The 16,783-nt window shown below is 56.3% G+C and carries 20 protein-coding genes and 2 pseudogenes; 10 read left to right on the forward strand and 12 right to left on the reverse strand.

Annotated features, from left to right (window positions below; all coding sequences use genetic code 11):
* A pseudogene (locus tag FQ185_RS30320) lies at positions 1 to 210 on the reverse strand (replication initiation protein); the annotation flags it as partial.
* 138 nt (positions 211 to 348) lie between these two features.
* On the opposite strand from FQ185_RS30320, the gene FQ185_RS00010 reads away from it, so the two are divergent.
* Entirely contained in the window at positions 349 to 552 is a 204-nt protein-coding gene (locus FQ185_RS00010) for a hypothetical protein (protein ID WP_149415638.1), read from the forward strand.
* 250 nt (positions 553 to 802) lie between these two features.
* Here the strand turns inward: FQ185_RS00010 and FQ185_RS00015 are convergent, their stop codons facing one another.
* On the reverse strand, positions 803 to 1,153 hold the full coding sequence (locus tag FQ185_RS00015) for a hypothetical protein (RefSeq protein WP_149415639.1): 351 nt from the start codon (positions 1,151 to 1,153) through the stop codon (positions 803 to 805).
* Between the two features lie 1,137 nt (positions 1,154 to 2,290).
* Here FQ185_RS00015 and FQ185_RS30925 point away from each other — a divergent pair.
* From FQ185_RS30925 to FQ185_RS00025, 3 genes and pseudogenes are all read left to right on the forward strand, one after another.
* Positions 2,291 to 2,566: pseudogene (locus tag FQ185_RS30925) on the forward strand (methyl-accepting chemotaxis protein); the annotation flags it as partial.
* A gap of 96 nt (positions 2,567 to 2,662) precedes the next feature.
* Positions 2,663 to 2,983: a CZB domain-containing protein gene (locus tag FQ185_RS30930; RefSeq protein WP_371926592.1), complete on the forward strand. Its 321-nt coding sequence runs from the start codon at positions 2,663 to 2,665 to the stop codon at positions 2,981 to 2,983.
* Positions 2,984 to 3,120: 137 nt separating this feature from the next.
* Entirely contained in the window at positions 3,121 to 3,606 is a 486-nt protein-coding gene (locus tag FQ185_RS00025) for a hypothetical protein (RefSeq protein WP_149415641.1), read from the forward strand.
* A gap of 12 nt (positions 3,607 to 3,618) precedes the next feature.
* Here the strand turns inward: FQ185_RS00025 and FQ185_RS00030 are convergent, their stop codons facing one another.
* The gene (locus FQ185_RS00030) at positions 3,619 to 3,816 is read right to left on the reverse strand and encodes a hypothetical protein (protein WP_149415642.1); all 198 of its coding nucleotides are present in this window, start codon (positions 3,814 to 3,816) and stop codon (positions 3,619 to 3,621) included.
* A gap of 217 nt (positions 3,817 to 4,033) precedes the next feature.
* On the opposite strand from FQ185_RS00030, the gene FQ185_RS00035 reads away from it, so the two are divergent.
* The gene (locus tag FQ185_RS00035; protein WP_149415643.1) at positions 4,034 to 4,366 is read left to right on the forward strand and encodes a hypothetical protein; all 333 of its coding nucleotides are present in this window, start codon (positions 4,034 to 4,036) and stop codon (positions 4,364 to 4,366) included.
* A 350-nt stretch (positions 4,367 to 4,716) separates the two neighbouring features.
* On the opposite strand, the gene FQ185_RS00040 is transcribed toward FQ185_RS00035, so the two are convergent.
* From FQ185_RS00040 to FQ185_RS00050, 3 genes are all read right to left on the reverse strand, one after another.
* Positions 4,717 to 5,445: an SDR family oxidoreductase gene (locus tag FQ185_RS00040; RefSeq protein ID WP_149415644.1), complete on the reverse strand. Its 729-nt coding sequence runs from the start codon at positions 5,443 to 5,445 to the stop codon at positions 4,717 to 4,719.
* Positions 5,446 to 5,568: 123 nt separating this feature from the next.
* Complete coding sequence (locus FQ185_RS00045; protein ID WP_149415645.1) at positions 5,569 to 6,045, reverse strand: nuclear transport factor 2 family protein; 477 nt, start codon at positions 6,043 to 6,045, stop codon at positions 5,569 to 5,571.
* Positions 6,046 to 6,091: 46 nt separating this feature from the next.
* On the reverse strand, positions 6,092 to 6,832 hold the full coding sequence (locus FQ185_RS00050; RefSeq protein WP_149415646.1) for an SDR family NAD(P)-dependent oxidoreductase: 741 nt from the start codon (positions 6,830 to 6,832) through the stop codon (positions 6,092 to 6,094).
* Positions 6,833 to 7,006: 174 nt separating this feature from the next.
* Between FQ185_RS00050 and FQ185_RS00055 the strand changes: the two genes are divergently transcribed.
* Positions 7,007 to 7,597: a TetR/AcrR family transcriptional regulator gene (locus tag FQ185_RS00055; RefSeq protein WP_149415647.1), complete on the forward strand. Its 591-nt coding sequence runs from the start codon at positions 7,007 to 7,009 to the stop codon at positions 7,595 to 7,597.
* A 33-nt stretch (positions 7,598 to 7,630) separates the two neighbouring features.
* Here the strand turns inward: FQ185_RS00055 and FQ185_RS00060 are convergent, their stop codons facing one another.
* The 3 genes from FQ185_RS00060 to FQ185_RS00070 are packed head-to-tail and all read right to left on the reverse strand — an operon-like array spanning position 7,631 to position 9,787.
* Complete coding sequence (locus FQ185_RS00060; RefSeq protein WP_149415648.1) at positions 7,631 to 8,608, reverse strand: trans-acting enoyl reductase family protein; 978 nt, start codon at positions 8,606 to 8,608, stop codon at positions 7,631 to 7,633.
* The gene (locus FQ185_RS00065) at positions 8,605 to 9,006 is read right to left on the reverse strand and encodes a VOC family protein (RefSeq protein WP_149415649.1); all 402 of its coding nucleotides are present in this window, start codon (positions 9,004 to 9,006) and stop codon (positions 8,605 to 8,607) included. Before FQ185_RS00065 ends, FQ185_RS00060 begins: the two co-directional genes overlap by 4 nt.
* A gap of 37 nt (positions 9,007 to 9,043) precedes the next feature.
* Entirely contained in the window at positions 9,044 to 9,787 is a 744-nt protein-coding gene (locus FQ185_RS00070; RefSeq protein WP_149415650.1) for an SDR family NAD(P)-dependent oxidoreductase, read from the reverse strand.
* A 138-nt stretch (positions 9,788 to 9,925) separates the two neighbouring features.
* Between FQ185_RS00070 and FQ185_RS00075 the strand changes: the two genes are divergently transcribed.
* Positions 9,926 to 10,810 (forward strand): AraC family transcriptional regulator, encoded by an 885-nt coding sequence (locus tag FQ185_RS00075; protein WP_178113476.1) that lies wholly within the window; start codon positions 9,926 to 9,928, stop codon positions 10,808 to 10,810.
* A 5-nt stretch (positions 10,811 to 10,815) separates the two neighbouring features.
* Here FQ185_RS00075 and FQ185_RS00080 read toward each other — a convergent pair whose 3' ends face one another.
* Positions 10,816 to 11,565, reverse strand: a complete 750-nt coding sequence (locus tag FQ185_RS00080) for an SDR family NAD(P)-dependent oxidoreductase (RefSeq protein WP_149415651.1) — start codon at positions 11,563 to 11,565, stop codon at positions 10,816 to 10,818.
* Between the two features lie 156 nt (positions 11,566 to 11,721).
* Between FQ185_RS00080 and FQ185_RS00085 the strand changes: the two genes are divergently transcribed.
* On the forward strand, positions 11,722 to 12,633 hold the full coding sequence (locus tag FQ185_RS00085) for a LysR family transcriptional regulator (RefSeq protein ID WP_149415652.1): 912 nt from the start codon (positions 11,722 to 11,724) through the stop codon (positions 12,631 to 12,633).
* 4 nt (positions 12,634 to 12,637) lie between these two features.
* Here the strand turns inward: FQ185_RS00085 and FQ185_RS00090 are convergent, their stop codons facing one another.
* Together FQ185_RS00090 and FQ185_RS00095 are read right to left on the reverse strand one after the other, a co-directional pair.
* On the reverse strand, positions 12,638 to 13,837 hold the full coding sequence (locus tag FQ185_RS00090; protein ID WP_149415653.1) for an MFS transporter: 1,200 nt from the start codon (positions 13,835 to 13,837) through the stop codon (positions 12,638 to 12,640).
* Between the two features lie 62 nt (positions 13,838 to 13,899).
* Complete coding sequence (locus tag FQ185_RS00095; protein WP_371926590.1) at positions 13,900 to 14,649, reverse strand: glucose 1-dehydrogenase; 750 nt, start codon at positions 14,647 to 14,649, stop codon at positions 13,900 to 13,902.
* 203 nt (positions 14,650 to 14,852) lie between these two features.
* Here FQ185_RS00095 and FQ185_RS00100 point away from each other — a divergent pair, with 203 nt between their 5' ends.
* Together FQ185_RS00100 and FQ185_RS00105 are read left to right on the forward strand one after the other, a co-directional pair.
* Complete coding sequence (locus FQ185_RS00100; RefSeq protein WP_178113477.1) at positions 14,853 to 15,752, forward strand: AraC family transcriptional regulator; 900 nt, start codon at positions 14,853 to 14,855, stop codon at positions 15,750 to 15,752.
* A gap of 282 nt (positions 15,753 to 16,034) precedes the next feature.
* On the forward strand, positions 16,035 to 16,697 hold the full coding sequence (locus FQ185_RS00105; RefSeq protein WP_149415656.1) for a hypothetical protein: 663 nt from the start codon (positions 16,035 to 16,037) through the stop codon (positions 16,695 to 16,697).
* Positions 16,698 to 16,783 lie beyond the last annotated feature (86 nt).

Here is a 16,783-nt window from a genome sequence, read left to right on the forward strand (position 1 = left end):
TGGGGTGAAACCAGTCCCCAAAGATTCCCAAGCGTGACGTAAGTAATCAGCGTGATGGGTGCCCTCTTCGTCGACGGTGATTTGAGCTTGCAGTGGAATTCCTAGCGACTCGATATCGACCAGGTGCGCAGGATCAACTCGACCATCAACACCCATCAAGGTGATGTGCTCAAGCTTAAACGGTACAAAGAGGTGGATTCTATCGAGCATCTGTATACACGCAACAAATCACAATTCAGGCAATCGTATGCGAGTGATTAGTTACGTGTCAATACGCAACTTGTATACGCGCAACAGTTAAGCAAGAATCATGTTTTACGTGACTAACTTCGGCTTACAGGAGGCGCGATGAGCACCGTCAGAATCGACCAGGATCGCTGGGAGCGGCTGGAAAAGAAGGAGGTAGAATTCACCCTGAAAAGGAAAAAGCTGACCAAAAAGTCAGAGATCATCAATATCTTGTTGGACAGGGTTCTCGACAAGGTAAAAATGAACGCCGATGGGGAAATCTACATCGAACAAGAAGACGGGAAGCCACCAATAAAAGTCTAACCGTTAGACAAGAGTCCACCATTAGAGATATGGGTCGAATACTGCCAATCACGCAATCGACAACAAAGGGGGATCATCTTAGGGTTGACCGAGCTAGACGTGGGGGAATACATCAAAGTGGTGGGAATCTATTAGAAGGCTGGTCAATCATCGAATTTGGTAATAATCCATTTCAAAAAACTACGTAAAAAAGACCCGCAAGCGGGTCTAAAAAGGAATTCAATTAATCACATGAAACTGTTCCTGCTCCTTATTCCTCAGATGCCACCAGTCGCACACCTTGACGCGTAACCTGTTGCCCGACTTCAAAACTCGCATTGGGTGAGCGCACCGTACTAATTTCGCCTTGCGCGTTTTTCACTTCATAAGCGGTTTCAGACTTGCCAATGCCTGCCTGCACCGCACTGCCGGCGAAAAAACCGCCAGCTGCGCCGACTAGTGCACCGATCGGCCCGCCTGCCGCGCCAACCATCATTCCGGTCAAGGCGCCAAAACCCTTGCCAGCGGTTGTATCGGGTGCTTCACGGATTATCTGGTCTGCCTGGCATAGCGGAGACAGCAGTGCACACAGGGTAAAACTGAGCGCGATTGAACGAGTCATGACATTGTCCCTTTGAGGTTGACATTTAAATGCGCTAACCAATACACAAAACGGGCCAATGTTCTTTATTGCACGTTATCAAATACTTATGAAATTGAATAGTCGTTATGACGTAATGCAGCATTGGTCATTATGACAACATAATAGTCAATATGACTACTAGGTTGACAGCTTTTACATGGCGCGTGGCTGGACCATTGATATTCGATGAGTGACTTTTACGTGGGGCGCAGTACCCAATGCCAGGGATATTTCAACGCCTCCAGCGGCGGGCCAACTTGAGCGTCTGCATGATGCCTTTCCCTCAAGTCGGCGGTCGAAATAAAATTGTGCGGGTACTGTTGCACCCCAAGAAACTGAATTTATTGATCTCGATCAAAAAGAAAAACGATTTTTATTCGTATGATCGTTATTAGCGAGCCGAGCAAAGAAAATAAGTCTTGCCCGGGAACCCCTGATCTAACATCGGATTAAAGAAACCATTTCTGTTTCTGCCAACGACAACAATGGCGTTTTCCGAACAACATATGTTATTTAAATAGCATCGCCACACCTTGCAATAACTGGGGAAGAGTTTTTACTTCTGCTGTTTCAATACATCAGGCTCTATAATATTAACATGGCGGGACTCGTCATTATTTCGAACTCGCCTGCGTCTAATGTAATCCTTTATTATTTTGATAGTATCTACAACAGTCACAACCTACAGAAAATATTCTATTAATATGCAGGCCTTCTGTTTAAATTTTGAAAGGTGTTAAAATGCGTCCGTTTTGGCGAAAAAATATACACCAAACCAATTCAGTCTCAGAAGATACAACAATAACTTTTCCAACGCCCGTTGCGATCGAACCCGCCCTCCCTGAAGTGCGCCCGGAAGACCTCAGCCCGGGAGACTTCTATCGTGGACTGTCTGAGAACCTTTTGACATGTGGTAATTCTCTATCGCATGTAAGTGAGTCTTTCTCCACGCTTAACCAACAACTCGAACACAATTACCAGCGTGCAGAAAACGTAGCTGATTCAGCGATCAGCAATCGTGGACAGATCAAAGAGTTGCAGGATCAATCTCACGTCCTGGAAATGGGGGTAGAAGCGCTAGAAAGCGTGATAAATAATTTGGTCGTTCGTGCTGGCGAAATTGATCGCATCGTCGATATGATTAGGGATATCGCACGTCAAACTAACCTTTTAGCACTCAACGCGGCGATCGAAGCAGCTCGGGCGGGAGAATCGGGTCGAGGTTTTGCCGTCGTGGCTAACGAGGTTCGTAATCTGTCGGAAAGGACGGCCCAAGCTACGCAAGAGATAGTCAACGAAACATCGGCTATCCAAAAAGAAGTCAGCATCGCCAAAGACGCTATTTCCAGACAAAGTAAGGCATCAGAGATATTCACCACCGTGATTGACCATACCGCACAGGCAATGACGAGTATGTTCGAAGAAGCGCAAACTATGCAGGTTGAAATTGATCGATCTCATGTTCTTTCAAGAATAGAACTTGCCAATATGGAAGAGCTCACTATTAAAGTAGCAGTCTATGATCGACTCATCAACCCTCGCCCAGAACCCCTAGTCCTTCCAGATGAAACCGAATGCCTATTTGGTCAATGGTACTTAGAGCAAAAAAACTCTAAAAGCTCCCATGATGCTGAGTTACGTCGTTTGGAAATACCCCACAAGCTTGTGCATAGTAGTGGTTTGGCGGCCATTATTGCTTATACTAAAGGTGATCTGAAAAATACGCTTAAACATGTGAGCATCATGGAAGCGGCAAATCTGACTGTTATGCAAACAGTTAAAAGCATCAGGAAAATACTACCTCGCTGATGCATATTACAGCCAGGTTTATTGAATTAGTGGGGCAGCTGCATCGCCAATGACGAAATCGATGGAACAAATCCGGACAGCCATCGTTAGACGATAAGAGCCGCCCTTCGCTGCTCCAACCAACAGGAGTCACCCAGATGATCAGCAAACCCAAAGCCTTCGCTCTCGCCTTCATCCTCGGCAGCGGCACGCTGGGCTATGCCGGCATCGGCCTCGCCGCTACAGATCACGATCACGGCCATGCCGACGGCGCGACGACGCTGCAACTCGACGAGGGCACCCGCTGGGACACCGATGCGCCGCTACGCAAGGCGATGGGCAAGGTAAACGAGAGCATGCGCCAGGCCCTGCCCGCGATCCACGAGAACCGCCTGTCTGCGGTGCAGTATGACCAGCTCGCTGAAGAGGTCCGAAGCCAGGTCGCCTACATGGTCGAGAACTGCAAGCTGGGCGCCGAAGCCGATGCGCAGTTGCACCTGATCATCAGCCGGCTGCTAGCCGGCGCCGATGCCATGGCAGACACTCGGGCCACACAGCGCGACGGTGCAATCACCGTAGTGGGCGCATTAGGCGACTACGCCAGCTATTTTGCCGACGACACTTTTACCCCGATCAAGCATTGACAGGCTGCCAGGTCACCCCTTGTCCGGCTGCGCTAGCGCGCTCGCAGGGATGACCGACTCGGTCGCTAGAGGCATGCCGACCGCACCTTTTTCGCGGTCGCCACTACGGTTGGCCAGCAGGCTGGTAGTGGCTGGCGTCGCAGCATCGTATCGACCACCCGCCCTGGCGATCCGCTCACCACCCGGCACCCGCCCTGGCGATCCGCTCACCACCCGGTTCGCAGCCCAGCCGATAGCGATACAGACGCGCCACTCTGGGCCGACAGTTGCCCGCCATGATAGGCGGTAAATGGACAGACGCTGACGCTCGCCGGTATCTGATGGCCCTTTACCACTTCAGGTCTGACCCCAGCGATGTTTTGCTACAGAGTCCGGCCATCCTGATAGAATCGATCAGGTTATAGATAACACCCTTCTGAGAAATGGTATGAATACAGAATTGATGGAAGATGAGATGCGCCGGGCGCTATTCGGTGATTCTGAGTCCTCTGCGCCTGCAATCAACTCAGACGTGCAGGACACAGTCCCGGATGTTGTGATCGTGCAACCGGTGAAGGCAGCGAAGAAAAAGACAGTCTCAAAAGGCTTTACACCTAGGTTGAGAGTCACGCTCCGTGTAGGAAACGAATTTGAAGGCGAGATGCACGAGATGGTACATGAGGCCGATACGCTGAGTTCCCTAGTTACAGAGCAAGAAGCTACTAAGACAGCCAGAAAAAAATTCAGGTTTGTGGAAGTGGTCTCGGTCAAGTCGATGTAAGTGGCTACTCTCACTTAGTTCGCCCGCCTGGCATTGAACCGCATTCGGTTACCGCGGGTCACCCAACAGGTTCGTGTCGATTGAGGCCTCAAACATTAGGGGCGGTAGTCGTATCCCGGACTGGATTTAACACCATCACTCCATCCAACTCTCAATGTTTAACTGGTCGCCAGCCCCTGCCATATAACTTAGGGTGGCGACAGGCAGAAATCGGCCAATTGCTGACGGTCGCGAAGGAGCGGTGTCGGCCAATAGCACTCGCCTCTGTCCTCCTGACAACGCGACTGGAAGCAGCGCTACCCTCACTGCGCTTAGGTTTCCTGCGGATCATCAAATTAAGTAGTTAGGAACTACCACGGTTGCCGGCCATGGCTTCCAAAGAAGCCACCAGTAGGACCGTCGGATTCGAGCAATGCCATCTTGATCGCGATAGCCGCACCCTCTTCAGGGGTTAGCACACCCGAGTTGCCATTAAGGTCGGTCCTTACATGACCAGGCTCGACCGCGTTCACCTTGATGCCCAACGGCGCCAGCTCCTTGGCGAAGGAGACGGTGACCGCGTTGAGCGCGACTTTCGACGAGGTGTAGTCAAGCAGGTTGACGGTCGAATAGAGCGAGGTGGGGTCGGTGATCAATGTGAGCGAGCCGACGCCGCTACCCATCATGACAATCCGCGCCTGATCGGCGGCCCTGAGCAACGGCAAAAACACTTGGGTGACGCGCACTGGGCCAAACAGGTTGACCTCATAAACAGCCTTCATGTCCTGCATGCGCACCTGGCTGGGCGCCCGCGTCATGTCGACTGCAATGCCCGCATTGTTGACCAGCACATCAAGCGCCTCAATGTGCGCAGCCAGAGTCGTGGCAGCGTCTTGCACGCTGGCGTCGTCTGCAACATCCAATTCAAGAAAGCCGGCGTCGAGCCCTGCTTTACGCAGCTCAGCAACGGCGTGCTCGCCACGTGCAACGTCGCGTGCGCCGATCCAGACAAAAAAACCGGCCTCGGCAAGACCTTTGGCAATCGCGAGCCCAATGCCTTTGTTGGCACCGGTGATCAGCGCCTGTCGTTTGTTATTCAAATTTGAATTCCTCGGGAGTAAAAACGCCTTGGCGAGACAGGCATTTATGCGAAATGAGCGAGAAGCCAAGCCGCCCCCCACCATTCAGGAACGGCGCGGGACGTGCTTTTCCCATCAGGCGCTCTAAGCAACTAGATGGCGCTGCGCGCCTTGCACGTGGTGCTGAAGGTCACCTGCGAAGCGCAACGTCACCTCGCGACGACTGAATCGCCATTCGCCATCGTGCAATTCAAATTCGTCGAGGTACTTGCCGGTGCAGATAGGCTGCAAGGGAAACCCATCAAGCTGTTGATGCACGGTGTAATAGCTGGCCGAACTCGCCTTGTCGCCCGAGGGCGCGACATCAATCAGCACGTTGGTGATCGAGTGCCAGGTGCGTGGCGTGCCGTCTTCATGCACTTGCAGGCCGGCTTCGAAGAACGCCAGCAAGCCCTCCCGAGTGGACGCTTCGGTGCCAAGAACATGAAGCACGGCATGCTGAAGCACGTCTGCCACACCGGTAAAATCGCCACTGTCCAGACGATGAATATAGGTAGCGTGAAGGCGGTGGATGGCGCTCTCGGCGGCGAGACGTGCAAGCAGTTGTGGGGTATCACTCATGTTTTTCTCCAGGGATTAAGGGCGAGCCGGGGTGACAGCGATGGGGTCACACCTGAGAGGCGCCGCCGTCGGCGAATAGCTCCACGCCATTGATGTAGCTCGCGGCATCACTGGCTAGAAAGGCCACGGCCTTACCGATTTCGTGGGCCTGGCCGATACGGCCGATGGTGCTTTTTTCACTCAATGCCTTGATGACTTCATCGGCCTGCTCGGCCAGCATCTTGCGCAACGAATCGGTGTCGACGGGGCCCGGACTGACCATATTGATCCGCACCCCACTGCCGCGAATGTCGAGCACCCAGCTTCTTACCAGCGCTCGCAGTGCGGCCTTGGTCGCGCCATAGACGCTCAGGCCTGGGCCCGGATCGATAGAGGCCGTTGAGCCAATAATGACGATGCTGCTGCCTTTTCCCATAAGGGCGAGCGCCCCCTGAACGGTGAAGGTCACGCCTTTCACATTGGTGTTGAACACCCGGTCGAAATACGCTTCGGTGATGCTGCCCAAAGGCTCTACTTCGCCCATACCGGCGTTTGCCACGAGTACGTCAATGCGGCCGTGGCGCGACTTGATCTTGCCGAACAACACCGCCAAATCTGCCGCGATTGAAACATCCGCCACGATTGCGGTGGCACGATCACCCAGGATGGCCACGGCATCATTGAGCTGCGCCTCCCTGCGACCGGTGATGACTACATGAGCCCCCTGCTCCACCAGCTCCTGGGCAATGGCGAGCCCAAGGCCCGACGACCCACCGGTGACCAGAACGACTTTGTCTTGAAATTGCATTGCGATGTCCTCTACAGGCGATTTGGAAGATTGAATTTATGTAGCGAACACTACATACGCACGATCAACCACGCAACACATTTAGTAATCGCTACATAAATTGAGCGATCCGCATCGGACAATTGATGTTGAATTTAGTGATCGCTACACTGGACGCTTATCCACGAGGTCACCATGAACGAGAAAACTCGCCAACGTCGCCCGGCCTTCGACAGAGAAGCGGGAGTCGCCATCGCTCAGGCCATGTTCCATGAACACGGTTTCGACGCGGTGAGCCTTACCGACCTGGTCGACGCCATGGATATCAAGCCGCCAAGCTTCTACGCGGCATACGGCAGCAAAGCCGAGTTGTTTGAGCGGGCGATGCAGCTCTACGCCAGCGAAAACGCCCTCCCGCTGGACAAGATCCTCGCGCCGGAGCACCCGCCCGGCGAGGCGCTTTGCGCGCTGTTGGTCGCCGCTGCAAAGCAATATGGAAAAGACACCACATTGCGTGGCTGCATGATTACCGAGGGCCTGCGTGCCGATGACGAAGTGGCCCGCACGATGGCTGAAACCCTGGCTAACGGCGGCCTTAAGATCATACGGGCGTACCTGGACAACGTGCAGCCGGGTAACGCGCAAACCCTCGCGGATTACATTACGGTTACGTTGCGCGGGCTTTCAGCCTCCGCGTGCAATGGCATGTCGCGCAAACGACTGATCGACGTGGCGCAGACCGCAGGCAGGTTCATCAGCCATGAACTAGCAGACCCGCAGGATTGAGCGCTATTCGCGTAAGAATGATCAGCGGCCCATCTACCGGTCAGTCACCCACGTACCAGGAATGCTTTGAGCAAAGCCGACGCCAAACACCTGTGCCGGCGTTGCAAAGCCCTGCCTGACTTCACCTCCCAATACCCTGCGCGCTGCCTCTACTGCGGCCAGAGGCGTATAGGAATAACCGTTCACCGTCCCGATCACCGAGCGCGCCACGGTTCCGTCAGCGCCGGTCACTTCAGCGACCGCGTGAGCGGGTTGCGCCAGCCGCTGCTCGGCGCTCGGGCCATCAGGGAGTTGTGCCAGATCACCTGTGGGAAATGCATCACCGGTGACGTGAACGTACATTGCGATATTGGGGATAGCCGTCGAATGCCATGCGGTAATCAGGTCACCAAAAGACAGCGGTGCGCAGAGGACCGGGCCGTTACCAAAGTCGAACAACTGTGGCTGGGCGTCGGGGGTGGCAACCAATCGCCCATCGATCCGCGCCATCAAGCCTGCGCCGATGATTTCGCTGGCGCTGATTGCCGAACCTCTCGACATGGACCCCGCCACCTGAAGTGCAACACGCAGTGATTGAGGGCTACGCACACGCTCCGCTACGTGCATGGCCAGGCAGTCGGTTGGCACCACGTCCCAGCCAACACCGGGCAGCAACATCACCCCCGCTTTGGCAGCCTGCACGCTGAGCCGCTCAGCCAATCGGTAAACGTTGATTTCGGCGGTGATGTCCAGGTAGCTGACGCCGGCCTCAATGCAGGCGTGCATCAAGGGTTGCGCGGTGAGTGCAAACGGTCCCGCGCAGTTCAGGAGTACATCCACTCTTTCCAAGGCCCTAGACAGCGGCTCATCGAGCGAAAGTACCCGATAGGGCACGCCGAGGCGCTCGGCCAGTTTTCGCAGCTTGGCGGCATCGCGACCGGCAATTTCAACGTTCAGCCCAGCGGCCTTGGCTTGTTCTGCAACCATGGCGCCGGTGTAACCCGCAGCGCCGTATATCAATAGTTTTTTCATGCGCTGTGCTGCCATTTTTTGTAGACGAATTCGAGGCTATAGCCGTCCGGGTCCAGCACATCGGCGGCGTAGTACTCGGGGTCGTAGTGCAAACGGGCGCCAGGCGGACCGTTGTCTGTGCCGCCGGCCTGAATAGCGGCGGCGTAGGCGGCATTTACCTGCGCGCGGCTATTGGCGACAAAGCCGATATGCGCCGCGCGCCCTTCAACAACGCCTTCGCGCAGCCAGAAAAATACGCGCCCGTGAGCCCCAAACCCCTTGAGGTCGGGATGGCCGGGCGGGCCATCCTTGCCGTCGTAGTCAAGACGGCTGGTGATGCCCAGCGGTGGCAGCGCGGCGCTGTAGAACGCGATGGAGCGCTCCAGGTCTGCGACAGAAATAAAGACATGGTCGAGCATGGTGTTTTCCTCGCTTAAAGGGGGTGTGTGGAGGGTTCTAGATCATGTAACCGCCCGCAACCTCAATGGTCTGGGCATTGATCCAGGCACTCTCCGCAGACAGCAACGTGGCGATCACACGGCCCACATCTTCTGGCTCGCCTACCCGGCCCAACGCGGTTTGCCTGGCGAGCAACGCTTCGAACTCATCGTTCAGGCCGCCACCCAACTCGGTACGAATGGCCCCTGGCGAGACGGCGTTGGCGCGAATACGGCGCTCGCCAAACTCCTTGGCCATGTAACGGGTCAGCACTTCCAGCCCGCCTTTCAACGCGGCGTACGGCGCAACGCCCGCCGTGGCCACACGGGTCGTGGCGCTAGTGAGGTTGACGATGCTGGCGCCATCGGCCAGCAACGGCAGCAGTGTCTGGGTCAGAAAAAACGGACCCTTGAGGTGGACGTTAAACAACCCATCGAATTGCGCTTCGCTGACCGTTGCGATTGGATTGAACAGCCCGTAGCCGGCGTTATTGACGACACCGTCGAGGTGCGCCACATCCCATACCTGCTGCAAGACCTGCTGAACTGTTTCAGCAAAAGCGCCAAAGCTGCTCACGTCGGCCACATCCAGTTTCAGCGCAACGGCTTTGCCACCACCTGCCTGAATCTGCTCGACCACTGCCTGCGCCGCTTTCGGGTTGTTGTTATAGGTCAGGACTACGCCCATACCTCGTTCGGCGCAGAGGGTGGCTGTACTAGCGCCGATGCCACGGCTGCCCCCGGTGATCAGAATGACGCTCATGGTGTGCTCCGGTGTGGATTAGATGAGATGCCACAGTAGCTATCACCGTGCGCAGCCACGCAGCCATTCCTACTTGAAACCTGCCTGTTTCTGCTTTTTGCTTGCGCGGCGTACCCGCTCTGGCGTCAGATGCTCAGCATGAATAATCAACTGAACGAACTCCGGGCGCTGGCCGCCCATGCCGAGAACCGGCGTACCGAAACCGGCATTCCCCGTGTCGCCATGGTGCAAGGCGAGGTACCGGAACATCTGTTGGCCGCTGTGTACGACCCGATGATCAACCTGATTTTGCAGGGCAATAAGTCGATGACTGTTGGCGACCGCACCTTGCGCTACGACCCGGCGACCTACTTTGTAATGTCCATCGAGTTGCCGGCCGTGGGCAAGGTGCACCCCGCCGCCACGGGCGAGCCGTACCTGGCCGTGAGCCTGACGTTGGACCCGACGATTCTCGCCACGCTGTTGGCGGATCTGCCCAAACCTGCCGAGCGGGTTGCACAGGAAAACGGCTTTTCCGTAGCCGCTGTCACGCCCGAACTGATGGACGCGTGGGTGCGTATGTTACGACTGATGGAGCGTCCGCAAGACATCACCGCTCTGGCGCCGGCGTATGAGCGGGAAATTCTCTACCGCGTCTTGCAGGGGCCTCTGGGCTGGATGCTGCGTGAAATCGCAGCCCCGGACACCGCCATGGCCCGAGTAAGCCTGGCCATCCAGTGGATTCGTCGCGACTTCGCCGAGCCCATTCGTGTCGACGACTTGGCTGAGAAAGCAGCGATGAGTGTGTCGGCCTTCCACCGCCATTTCAAAGCAGTGACCAACTTGAGCCCATTGCAGTATCAGAAACGCGTTCGGCTGCTCCAGGCCCGCACGCTGTTGGTGTCCAGCGCCAAGAGCGTCACCACGGCGGCCTATGAAGTGGGCTATGAAAGCCCCACCCAGTTCAGCCGCGACTACGCCCGTGTTTTTGGCTTGCCGCCGGCGCGGGATGCCGCGCGAATTTTGGCGGACACACGGGCTTAAGCCGTTTAGCTGTTCTGACCACCATCTACATTCAAGGTGGCGCCGGTGATATATCCAGCGTCAGGCCCCACCAAGAACGCCACGGCGCCCGCCACTTCTTCTGGCTGGCCGTAGCGACCCAATGCCGTCATCTGTTTAACCATGGCAGCCACATCACTTGTTTCTGGGTTCATCTGGGTGTTGATCGGGCCCGGCTGCACGGTATTGACGGTGATATGACGCCCGCCTAAATCGCGCGCCCAACCACGGCTATAAGCAGCGACCGCCGCCTTGCTCGCAGCGTAGTCAGCGATACCTGGGAAAGGCGCACGGCTGGCAAACATGGTGCCGATGGAAACAATTCGTCCACCGTCAGCCAACAGCGGCACCGCCGCACGAACAGCCGCGACAACGCCACCCACATTGATGGCCTGCTGGCGCTCCAGCTCGGCAATATCGGCCTGCGGATCGCCGATTACGCCGGTGACAAACACCCCAGCGCTGTTCACCAGAATGTCCAGGCGACCGAAGTGCGCGTGTACTTGGTTGACCATCGCAGCGACGGCATTAGCGTCCGCCTGATCGGCAACTAGGGCCAACGCCTGCACACCCAGTGATTCGATGTGGTGCGCCACCGTACGGGCATGCTCCGCTGATGTGGCGTAGCTGAACGCCACATCAGCACCTTCGGCGGCCAAACGTTTGGCTATAGCGGCACCAATGCCACGTGAGCCACCGGTAACCAATGCAACTTTACCTGCCAAGGACTTGCTCATGATTTTCTTCCTGTGTAGTGAGGGGCCAGTCGCGAATGACAAACCGTGCCGCCACACTAACCACCACCCAAGCGGGGATAAACTGATCTAATCGGTATGCTCTATCACTGCTTTGGTGATAAACGTACTTCTCCAGATTCCTCAAACGGTGCCCGCGTGGACTACTTTCTTGCCGTACAAGCGTTCAACCGCATTGTCGAAACCGGCAGCTTCGTCAAAGCAGCCACGCAAATGGACCTGCACCCCAATGCCGTGACCAAGCTGGTACAAGCGCTGGAAGCACACCTGCGGGTAAAGCTGCTTAACCGCACCACGCGGCGGGTCACGCTGACCAATGAGGGCGGCGTCTATTACGAACAGATGAGTCGGGTGCTTGATCGCTGGCTGGAGGTGGAGGCGGAAATTGCGCTCACCCAGTCGGCCCCGAAAGGCAAGGTCAGAATCGATATGGGCACCACCATTGCCACCCTACTGGTGATACCGGCGCTGCCTGACTTTCACGCCCGCTATCCGCAGGTGCAGATTGATATTGGCGCGAGTGATCGCACAGCAGACCTGGCCAGCGAAAACATTGACTGCGTGATTCGCGGCGGCGTCCTGCAAGACTCCTCGCTGATTGCGCGACGCCTGGGAAGCCTGCCGTTTGTTACCTGCGCAACGCCGGCTTACTTGGCTAAGCACGGTGTGCCCAGCCACCCAGGTGAACTGGAAGATGGCCATGCGCTCGTACGTTACTTTTTCCCGGGTTCCAGAAGGCAGAACAACCTTGAGTTCATCAAGGGCGATGAACACGTCGCCGTGCAAGGCCATTACGTGGTGGCCGTCAACGACAGCAACGCCTACCTCGCCGCAGGCCTTGCAGGATTAGGGGTGATCCATACGTTACGGTTTATGGCGCAGCGGTATATCGACGCCGGCACCTTTGTGCCGGTGTTGCAAGATTGGCAGGCCGAGCCCAACCCGCTGTCGGTGGTGTACATGCCCAACCGACACTTGAGCGTTCGCGTGCGCGCATTTGTCGATTGGCTGGTGGACCATTTCGCTGCCCACCCACACGTGTTGCCCTAAGGGTCTACCTGGGGAAGCTCGCGACAATCCACAATGTGGCGCCCAACGTACCCGCCACTCCCACCCCCATAGCCATTTGAACGCCGAAGTGATCAACCACTACACCGCCGATCAGTGCGCCGAGCCCCATCGCCAACTGCCCGGCAGCAACGAATAGCGCTGCTACAACCTCAAGTTGATCGGGCGCGGCCTTGAATATCCAACTCTGGATGGCGATAGGCAGCATGCCAAAACCAATGCCCCAGGCGACGACCGCTGCTGCCGCCCACCCTGAACTCGCGCCACAGATAACCAGCGCCAACATGGCACCACCCAAGAATATCGATGTGGCCAGCACCGCTCTGCGTACATTGCGCTCGACAAACCAACCGCAAAAAAGGTTGCCGAAAACTCCCGCCACGCCATAGGCGAGTAGCAACGCACTCAGGCGGCCCGACTCGATACCGCTAATTTGCGTTAGAAACGGTGCGATATAGGTGTAGGCGGCGAACTGCCCGATAAAAATGAGCACAACCGCCACGAGCCCTGCCCGAACGGTGTTCATCCTCATCACCACCGGTACTTGAGCGAAGCCCAGGGATTTTTCAGGTGGAATACGCGGCAGCAGCACCACTAACGACACCACCACCAGCACAACCAGCGCCGCGAAGGCTGCAAACGCTAATCGCCATCCCAGTAGCCCGCCAAGGAATGTCCCTGCTGGTACGCCGACTACGGTGCCCACTGTCACCCCGGAAAAGATGACGGACGTTGCCCGGCCAATGGCGTCGGGCCTTAGTCTGGGGCCCAGTGAAACCCCAATGGTCCAGAAACCGCCCACCGCGACGCCGAGAAGCATCCGAGCCACGAGAAGAACGCCAAGGCTATTGGCGCAGGCGACCAGTGCATTGGAAATGACCAACAGACTGAGCAACACCAATAATGCGTGCTGACGTTGAATACGCTTGCCCACGCTGATGGTTAACAGCGCCGCACCGGCGGCCACGATGCCGGGTGCCGTGACCATAAGGCCGGCCTGCCCCTCACTGACCGCAAGGTTCTGGGCAATTTGCGGCAACAGCCCCACGGGTAAACATTCTGCGGTCACCAGCGTGAACGCGCCTACGCCGATGGCAACAACTGCGCTCCAGGAGGCCGGTGGGGATTGGGTGCTTGGAGTAGTTGATAACGCCAAAGGAGATGCGGCTTTTAAACTATCCGTCATTGTCGAAACCTGAAGGCATACAGGCGCACGTTGCCGAACGCCCGTGGGTTATTCGGCAGACGTTAGTAGCCCACGCCGCGCACACCACCGGATGCCCGGATGGATTCACCTGTCACCCAGTGGGCATCTTCGGACGCTAAGAACACGGCAAGCGGCGCAATGTCCTCAGGCTCGCCAAAGCGACGCAACGGCGTACCGGCGATAAGTTGCTCGCCAAATTCACCGGCGAAATTGCCGTCTGTGGCAGGTGTGTTGGTATGGCCTGGAAGGATGGAGTTAACCCGAATACCCCGTGGCCCCAACTCTCTAGCCAACGCGAAGGCCAACGTATCGACTGCGCCTTTGGTAGCCGAGTAAACGCTCGAAGCAAGGTAGGGGTCGGTGCTGAGGATTGAGCTGATATTGATGATGCTGCCGGATGTGCCCAGCAGTTTCACAGCCTCGCGCGCCGCCAGCAGATAGCCGAGCACATTGAGGTTGAACTGCTTATGGAAGGCCTCTTCGGTTAAGTCTTCAATCATTTGAAATACGGCAACACCCGCGTTGTTCACCAGAATATCCAGCTTGCCGAAGTCAGCGGCAACGGTTGCAAATAGGCGCGTCACGTCAGCGCCGCTGCTCATGTCCGCTTGTATGGCAACAGCATTCGCGCCTTGTGCTTGAATATGTGCGACCACCGATTCCGCGTCGTCTTTGCTGGAGGAGTAATTGACGATGACGGTGGCGCCAGCTGCGCCCAGTGCTTTGGCAATCCCAGCACCGATGCCTTTGGAAGCGCCCGTTACTACCGCGATTTTTCCTTCAAGTTTCATAGGAGACCTTTCTAAAGTGGCAAGTGACGCAGCGTCCGTTATTGGCCTCCGGTCAGTCTCGAAGGCCTAACGCTGCTTGCCATCAGTATTGGCTCGGCGCCGCGTAAAGCCGTTGCCGGTTCTTCTCGCACCCTTGCCTATTCTTCTCACCTGCATTGCTTTACACACCGGTCTACGCCATCGTCACTCGCATGAACGACACCATGAATGAACTGCGCAGCATCGTGATGCGTGCTCAAAGCCAGTGGACGGAAACCGGGTTGCCACGTGTGGCGATGGTCCATGCCGAGGCCTGTGCCAGCCAGGTTTACCAGCCGATGCTGCACCTCGTACTGCAAGGCTCGAAAACCTTGTCCATTGGCGACCAGGTGCTGAGTTACGGAGCGGCCACGTATTTTGTGGTGCCTATTGATGTACCGGCTACCGGGGAGATTTACCCAGGCGGGCCGGACGAGCCCTATCTCGCCATCAGCTTGACCCTGGACCCCAGCATCATCGCGTTGTTGCTGGCGGACAGACCAAAAACGGAAAGTCAGCCTCACCCCAGTTGCTTCGCGCCTGTTGCGGCGCCCACTGAAATGCTTGATGCCTGGTTGCGCATGCTGCGCCTGATTGACCATCCCGATGAGGCGCCGGTGCTTGCCCCGATGATCGAACGCGAGATTTTGTTTCGCGCGCTTCAAGGGCCCATTGGGGAGATGTTGCGCGAGATAGCTCGCCCGGATGGCCGAGTTTCACAGGTCCGCCGAGCTACCCAATGGATACGCGAGCACTACACCGAGCCCTTTCGTGTAGAACCTTTAGCGGCCATGGCCGACATGAGCGTCGCGGCGTTCTATCGGCACTTCAAAGCCATTACCGCAATGACACCGATCCAATACCAAAAGCGCCTGCGCCTACTCAGAGCGCGATGGCTCCTGCTATTCGAAACACACAACGCGGCCGCCATCGCATTCACTGTTGGCTACGAAAGCGCCTCGCAATTTAGCCGTGAGTACGCACGCTTGTTCGGGTTGCCGCCTGCCAGAGACGCCGCAAGGTTTAAAGCGCCGGCGGATGCCAGCGACCCAGACAAGATGAATGTGACGGCATTAGGGGGTTAACGAAGCATTCGAAGGTTGTCAGTCCGAGTCGCCAGATGAAAAGCGCGGCTAGGTTCTGGCCGAGCGGACAGTCCGCTATTGGCCGATTTCTGCCCCTCGTGACAGGCAGAAATCGGCCAGAAGCGGACATTCCATTCAGAGTGATTGGCACCGCCAGTCCGCAACCTCTCGCCTTTTGGGACTCGCATAAACAGCCTAAGATGCGTTTTGAAAACGGCCGGAAAGCTGAGATGAATTCCGAAACTTCAAACGTCCTGCTACCGATGCGGAGCGCCTGTCACTTTGAAATATGGAAAAGACGTTGCGGTTGTAGAGGCCTTTCAAAGGCTTGCGCGCAATATAGACATTGAGTTTCCTGAACGCCTCGCGACTCTCATGGGAATAGCACATACGCATCCAGCAACGGCAGCACTGAGTAGCCTTGAAGATTTTATATGGCTTGATGCCGAACAGGCCGAGCGAGAAATCAATGAGTGGCTTAATCCTGATGACCAGCAAGGTCGAACCTTTCTTCCCTTTGCGGCTACAGGCGGTGGTGAGCCTTATTGCGTGGTTCGATTGGAAAACGGCGCTTCGGGGATTGCTCAGGTACTTCATTTTGCACAGCCATCCCCACTTGCCCATGCCGATATCTCTTCGTTCGTGACAAGGGAATACGTGCGCGTCGCTAGAGATCTATCTTGGCTACCACCTAGAGCAGACTTCAGTGTTGCACTGAAAAGTGAAGTGGCATTGATCCAATCGGCTCTACTACCCGCAGATTATGCACTTCTTGAGTCTATTTTCAGTCGACAGTGTGTTGCCATGAACTACCTAGCTGGGCCTCGAAGTATCCCGAAAATTGTCAAAGCTTTCATTTCTCAAGACGAAGAGGAATCTTTAGCCGCCCGACTGCGCCATCCGAACCCAATTGAGTTCGAAGCTCTTCGTGCCTGGATGCGCTAATTGTCCATCTCGTGCTCGGGGCCTAAAAATGGGCAAGTTTTGGCCAATAAATGGCTGCCGTGAATGGCCGCAATGGGTCCAGAGTG

Source organism: Pseudomonas sp. ANT_H12B (assembly GCF_008369325.1).
In the GTDB taxonomy this organism is placed as follows: domain Bacteria; phylum Pseudomonadota; class Gammaproteobacteria; order Pseudomonadales; family Pseudomonadaceae; genus Aquipseudomonas.